Origin of the sequence: Albidovulum sp., from assembly GCF_049646345.1 — a bacterium.
Taxonomy (GTDB): domain Bacteria; phylum Pseudomonadota; class Alphaproteobacteria; order Rhodobacterales; family Rhodobacteraceae; genus Albidovulum.
In genome coordinates this window covers 1-5,959 of record NZ_JBARVQ010000302.1, presented here as the reverse complement: position 1 = coordinate 5,959, position 5,959 = coordinate 1, and the positions used below count along the sequence as shown (strand labels likewise).

6 protein-coding genes are annotated in these 5,959 nt (G+C 63.0%); 4 read left to right on the top strand and 2 right to left on the bottom strand.

What is annotated here, in order from left to right; translation table 11 throughout:
* The first annotated feature begins 7 nt into the window (after positions 1–7).
* On the top strand, positions 8–475 hold the full coding sequence (nrdR, locus tag WBB85_RS07665; protein ID WP_263738634.1) for a transcriptional regulator NrdR: 468 nt from the start codon (positions 8–10) through the stop codon (positions 473–475).
* On the top strand, positions 472–1,566 hold the full coding sequence (gene ribD / locus WBB85_RS07660; RefSeq protein ID WP_432638032.1) for a bifunctional diaminohydroxyphosphoribosylaminopyrimidine deaminase/5-amino-6-(5-phosphoribosylamino)uracil reductase RibD: 1,095 nt from the start codon (positions 472–474) through the stop codon (positions 1,564–1,566). The genes nrdR and ribD overlap by 4 nt, the downstream gene beginning before the upstream one ends.
* Here the strand turns inward: ribD and WBB85_RS07655 are convergent.
* Positions 1,555–2,325 carry an inositol monophosphatase family protein gene (locus tag WBB85_RS07655; protein ID WP_432638031.1) on the bottom strand — a complete coding sequence of 257 codons (771 nt, stop codon included), beginning with the start codon at positions 2,323–2,325 and terminating at the stop codon, positions 1,555–1,557. The genes ribD and WBB85_RS07655 overlap by 12 nt on opposite strands.
* Positions 2,322–3,113, bottom strand: coding sequence for a DeoR/GlpR family DNA-binding transcription regulator (locus WBB85_RS07650; RefSeq protein ID WP_432638030.1), 792 nt, complete (start codon positions 3,111–3,113; stop codon positions 2,322–2,324). The genes WBB85_RS07655 and WBB85_RS07650 overlap by 4 nt, the downstream gene beginning before the upstream one ends.
* A 118-nt stretch (positions 3,114–3,231) precedes the next feature.
* Between WBB85_RS07650 and WBB85_RS07645 the strand changes: the two genes are divergently transcribed.
* The gene (locus WBB85_RS07645; protein WP_432638029.1) at positions 3,232–4,746 is read left to right on the top strand and encodes an alkaline phosphatase family protein; all 1,515 of its coding nucleotides are present in this window, start codon (positions 3,232–3,234) and stop codon (positions 4,744–4,746) included.
* Positions 4,747–5,027: 281 nt separating this feature from the next.
* The coding region (locus tag WBB85_RS07640; protein WP_432638028.1) for an ABC transporter substrate-binding protein at positions 5,028–5,959 on the top strand (932 nt) is incomplete at its 3' end.

Below are 5,959 nucleotides of genomic sequence, written 5' to 3'. Positions count from 1 at the left end.
GAAGTGAATGCGCTGTCCGTTTTGCGGAAATGTCGACACGCAGGTCAAGGATTCACGACCTGCAGAGGATCATGTCGCCATCCGGAGGCGGCGGTTCTGCCCGGCCTGTGGCGGGCGTTTTACCACTTACGAGCGGGTGCAGTTGCGCGACCTCGTGGTGATCAAATCCTCTGGCAAACGTGAGGATTTCGACCGCGACAAGATGGAACGCTCGATCCGCATCGCGATGCAGAAGCGCCCGATTGAGCCGGAACGGATCGACCAGATGATCTCGGGCATCGTGCGGCGGCTGGAAAGCCTTGGCGAAACCGACATTCCGTCAAAGACCATCGGTGAGATCGTGATGGAGACGCTGGCCCGGATCGACACGGTGGCCTATGTGCGGTTTGCCAGCGTTTACAAGAACTTCCAGGCGGCGGACGATTTCGACAAGTTCGTTTCGGAACTGCGCCCGCCCTCAACGGCGGAAGAGTGACCCCCGAAGACGACCGGCGCCATATGGCCCATGCGCTTGGCCTTGCCCGGCGTGGGCTTGGCCGGGTCTGGCCCAACCCTGTCGTGGGTTGCGTCATCGTAAATGCAGGCCGTATCGCCGGGCGTGGCTGGACCCAACCCGGCGGGCGGCCCCATGCCGAAGCCGTGGCGCTGGCCCAGGCAGGGGCGGCGGCACGTGGCGCCACCGCCTATGTCAGCCTGGAACCCTGCGCCCATCATGGCAAGACACCGCCCTGCGCTGCGGCGCTGATCGCCGCGGGTGTCGCGCGTGTCGTGTCAGCTTTGGAAGACCCCGATGCGCGTGTCGCAGGGCGCGGCCACGCGATGTTGCGTGAGGCAGGAATTACGGTCGAGACCGGTGTGATGGCGGCGGAGGCCGAAGCCCTGCAGCGCGGGTTTCTCACCCGCATCCGGCAGGGTCGCCCGATGGTGACTCTGAAGCTTGCGATGAGCCTCGATGGAAGGATCGCCACCGCTTCGGGCGAAAGCAAATGGATCACCGGACCCGAGGCGCGGCGGCGGGTTCATGCGATGCGGGCCCTGCATGACGCGGTTCTGGTTGGCGGCGGCACGGCACGGGCCGACGATCCCGACCTGACGGTGCGGGGATTGGGGGTCGCCCATCAGCCGGTGCGCGTGGTCGCATCACGCGGGCTCGACCTGCCCGAGGGCGTTCTGGCCCGGACAGCGCGGGATGTGCCGGTCTGGCTGATCCATGGCGTCGACGCGCCAGGGGCGCTGCGCGCGACATGGTTAGAGGCCGGTGCACGGCTGTTCGAGAGTGCCGAAGGGGCAGGGGGGCTTGACCCCGCCGCCATGCTGTCGGCGCTGGGCGACGCCGGGCTGACACGGGTCTTTTGCGAAGGCGGCGGGCAGTTGGCGGCCTCTCTCATCGCGGCGGGGCTGGTCGATGAGATCGCGCTCTTCACCGCCGGGCTGTCGCTCGGCGCCGATGCGCGTCCGGGGCTTGGGCCCCTGGGTTTGACGGCGTTGGCGGGGGCGGAGAGGTTCCGGTTGACCGGGACTGAACGCGTGGGTGCCGATACGCTCAGCCTTTGGTCAGCAACCTGACGCAGTGATACGCAACAGTTCGGCGTGAAGGTCCGGCGTCGCGGCGGCGATGGTCGCGACATTGGTCTGCATCTCAAGCCGTTCGCCCCGCCAGCCGGTCATCACTCCACCGGCCTCTTCCACAAGCAGTGCGACGGCGTGGTAGTCATAGGGTTGCAGATCGAAATCCACCACCGCATCGACATGGCCCGAGGCAAGGAGCGCGTAGGGGTAACAATCATAGGCGAAGCGACGGGTGCGCCCGAACGCCATGAGATCGGCAAAGATGTCAGGTGCGGCACGCCAGATCTTTTCGCCTTCGTTGATGTAAAGTGTCGCGTTGTCCGGTGCCGTGCAACCGGAACTGAGAAGTGTTTTCCCGTTCAATGCCGCCCCCTGACCACGCGCGGCGGCATAGACCTCTGCCAGGGCCGGGGCGGCGACGACGGCCAGATCGGCGCTACCCTGCGTCAGTTTGGCAAGGAGGAAGCCAAAGAGCGGATGACCGGTCATGAAGCTGCGGGTGCCGTCGATCGGGTCGATGATCCAGAGGTCATCTGCCTCGCCACGCTCGATCCCCTGTTCCTCGCCATAGATGCCGTGATCGGGGAAGCGCGCGCCGATCAGCCGCCGCACTTCGGCCTCGACCGCGCGGTCGGCCTGGGTCACCGGGCTGTCATCCGCCTTGAAATCAATGCCAAGGTCCCCCCGAAAGTGACGCATTGCCACTTTGCCCGCCGCCTCGGCGATCAGGACGGCATCGGCGAGCGTCGCGGTCATGTCCGGGCGGTTCCCTTCGCAATGCGAACCCTGACGCCCCAGCCTTTCAGGGCCTCGGCAAGGCGCGCGGGCGGGGCGCGGTCGGTCACCAGCAGGTCGATATCCGTAGGCTCGCACGAGACCTGTGGGGCGCGGCGTCCGAATTTCTCGTGATCCGCCGTCACGATCGGTCGGTGGGCCTGTTCGACCGCGACGCGGGACAAGGCGGCCTCGGCCGGGTTGAAGACCAGAAAGCCGTGGATTTCGTGCAGCGCGTTGACTGACAGGATCGCGACATCGAAAGCATGGCGGCGCAGTGCCGCTTCGGCCATGGGGCCATAGGTTCCGCGCTCGTCCCGTCCGACATCGCCGCCGGTCAGCACGACCCGGTTGTCGTTGTGATGGGCCAGAGTCTGGGCCACGGGCATTGAGTTAGTGACGACATAAAGCCGGTGGTGGGTGCGCAGGGCCTCGGCGACGAAGCTGGTCGTTGTGCCGACATCGAGAAAGATGCACATCCCATCGGTGATTTCCCGCGCCACGGTGGCGGCGATCACCTTCTTGCCGTCGGGATTCTGGGCGATGCGTTGGTAAAAGCCCAGTTCGGTTCCGGCCAGAACGGTGCCGCCATGCAGCCGCTCGACCTTGCCGTCATCGGCCAGCACCCTGACCAGACGGCGTACGGTTTCTTCTGAAACATCCATGGCTTGGGCGATATCGGCATTGCGGGCAGAGCCGCCCTGCCGACGCAGCACTTCCAGCAGTTCGAACTGTCGGTGACTGGTTTTTCCGCTGTCCTGTCGTGCCATGCCGCCTCCTGAAACAAACTTTAGCCCACATAAATCCACAAAAATCCACAGAATTTTATTGCGCCGAATCAAAATTGTTGCATTCGTGAGCGATAACAACGCCCGTGGGAGGGGCTGAGTGGTGCCAAGGGACAACGTACTTTTCGTCGTGATCGACCAGCTTCGGGCGGATTGCCTTGATGGTGCTCTGGCGGATCATGTCGAACTGCCGAACCTGCGCGCCCTCATGGCCGATGCGGTGAGTTTCCGGGCGCATTATTCGGTGGCCAATCCCTGCGGTCCGTCGCGTGCCTCACTTCTGACCGGGCAATATGCGATGAACCATCGCTCGGTTCGGAACGGGACTCCGCTGGCGCATGACACGCCGAACCTCGCGATCGAGATGCGCAAGGCGGGATATCTGCCACTGTTGTTCGGCTATACCGACACCACACCTGATCCACGCGCCCATGCGCCGGGCGATCCGGTTCTGACCAGTTATGAACAGGTGCTGCCCGGCTTTGAGGAAGTCGTCGAGATGCGGCTTGAGGAAAGCCTGCCGTGGCGCGCCTATCTGATGGAAAAGGGTTATGACGTACCGCCCTATCCCGAGATCTATCGCCCAACCGGCCCGCGCCCAGAGGACCCCGCACTTTACCGGGCCGAGGACAGCGATACGGCTTTCCTGACTGATGAGACGATCCGTGCACTGCGCGCCCGGAAACCGGGCTGGTTCGCGCATCTGACCTATATCAGGCCACACAACCCGCTGGTCGCGCCCGAGCCTTACAACCGGATGTACGATCCGGCGACGCTGCCCTTGCCGACCCGTGCCGGGACAATGGCAGAAGAACAATCCGTTCACCCGTTTGTCGCCCCCTGCCATGATCGAAACACGATCTCGGGCATGGTCGAAGGTTTTGCCGATCTCGACCCGACCGATGCGAACATCCAGCAATTGCGGGCGATCTATCTGGGGCTGGCGAGTGAGGTTGATCATCATTTCGGGCGGTTGATCGCGTTTCTGAACGAAACAGACCAGTATGACCGGACACTGATCATCGTGACAGCCGATCATGGTGAGATGTTGGGGGATCGCTATGTCTGGGCGAAATCCACGTATCACGATGCCGCCTATCACGTGCCGCTGATCATCCGCGATCCGGACCTGCCGGGGTCGCATGGCACGGTGCTGGACCTGCCCACAGAATCCGTCGATATCGCGCCGACGATCCTCGACCGGTTCGGGCTCGACGTGCCGCAGATGATGAATGGCCGCAGCCTGATGCCAGTCCTGCGAGGCGAGATGCCCGGCGACTGGCGCCGCTATACGTTCTCAGAGTTGGATTTCGGCAATCCGGTGGCGCCGACCCTGCCGCAGGACCGGCTGGGCCTGACGCCTGAGACGACCAATCTGGCCGTATTGCGGGGTTCGGGGCACACGTTGGTCCATTTCAATGGCGGCCTGCCGCCCTTGCTGTTCGATCACGACCGGCACGGCGAGATGCGCGATATTTCGGGGGATGCGGATGCACAGGGCAGGCTGGTCGAGATGTACCGCGCCATGGCGGATCACCGGATGACGCATGGCGCAAGCCGCTTTACACGGACGATGGTGACGGCAGAGGGTGCCGTAACGGCACCTCGCCCATGACGGGTGCGGCGGCATATCGGTCACGGGCCGGGGCGCTTGACGGGCTTTCTGTCACCGGCCCATACTCAAACCAATGCCGCCGGAAAACCGGCGCGCCTTCGGGGGGAATCACGCGAACTTTGACGGCTTTCCTCCCCCGAATCCGCGCGGAGTTCTGGCTGTATCAATAGGAGGATTTTGGACCTACATGCGGCTTCCAGCCAATAATAGCGTTCGGGCAGTTGGCTGGATTAAGTAAATAAAAATATAACAATCACCAAAACCAAACAACGGGAGCGAACATGAAACGACTACTCTTCGGCAGCGTCGCGCTGCTCGTACTACCTGCGACGGCTTTCGCCAACTGCCCTGGTATCACTGTGGCAGATATGGGTGGAACCGCACCCGGGGCCTTCCCGCAGCAATATGATCTGGCGGAATTCCAGGCGGCCGCTGGCTGCACGATGGAGTTTTCGGAAAACCCGGCCATCGCCGATCTGAACGGCAAGATCCGTGGCAACCCCGACATGCCCGCGCTGGCAGACCGCCTTCCGGCAGAACCGCTGGTCGTGGTGCCCTATGACTCGGTCGGCAAATACGGCGGGACGCTTGACGCGCTGTCGAACGCGACCGAGGCCGGCACGTCGGATTTCCTTTCGACGCGTCACGTCAACCTCGTGCGCTATTCGGACGATCTTGAAACCATCGTGCCGAACGTCGCCAAGTCGTGGGACTGGAATGACGACTACACCCAGCTCACCTTCCACCTGCGCAAGGGTCATAAATGGTCGGACGGTCAGCCCTTCACCTCGGCGGATGTGAAGTTCTGGTACGACAATCTGGCGCTTGATCCGAATGTCATCGAAAAGCCGAAGGACTACGTGCTGGTCGCCGGTGAGCGGATGACGATCGACACGCCGGATGATGAGACTGTCGTCTTCAACCTTCCAGCGCCGAAGCCGGGTCTTCTGGCCCATTTCGCGACCCACTTCGCGCAAGGCTTCCAGCCCAAGCATTTCCTTGGCCAGTTCCATCCGGACATCAACCCCGATGCCGACAAGCTGGCGGCCGATCTTGGCTTTGCCAATGGCTATGAGGTCATCAAGGCCTATTTCGGAAATTCGGACTGGACCGACACGCCGACGCCGCAGCTCAATTCGCCCGACAAGGTGGCGAACATGCCGGCCGATACGATGCCGACGCTGGAAAGTTTCATTCTGGTGCGGGATACGAC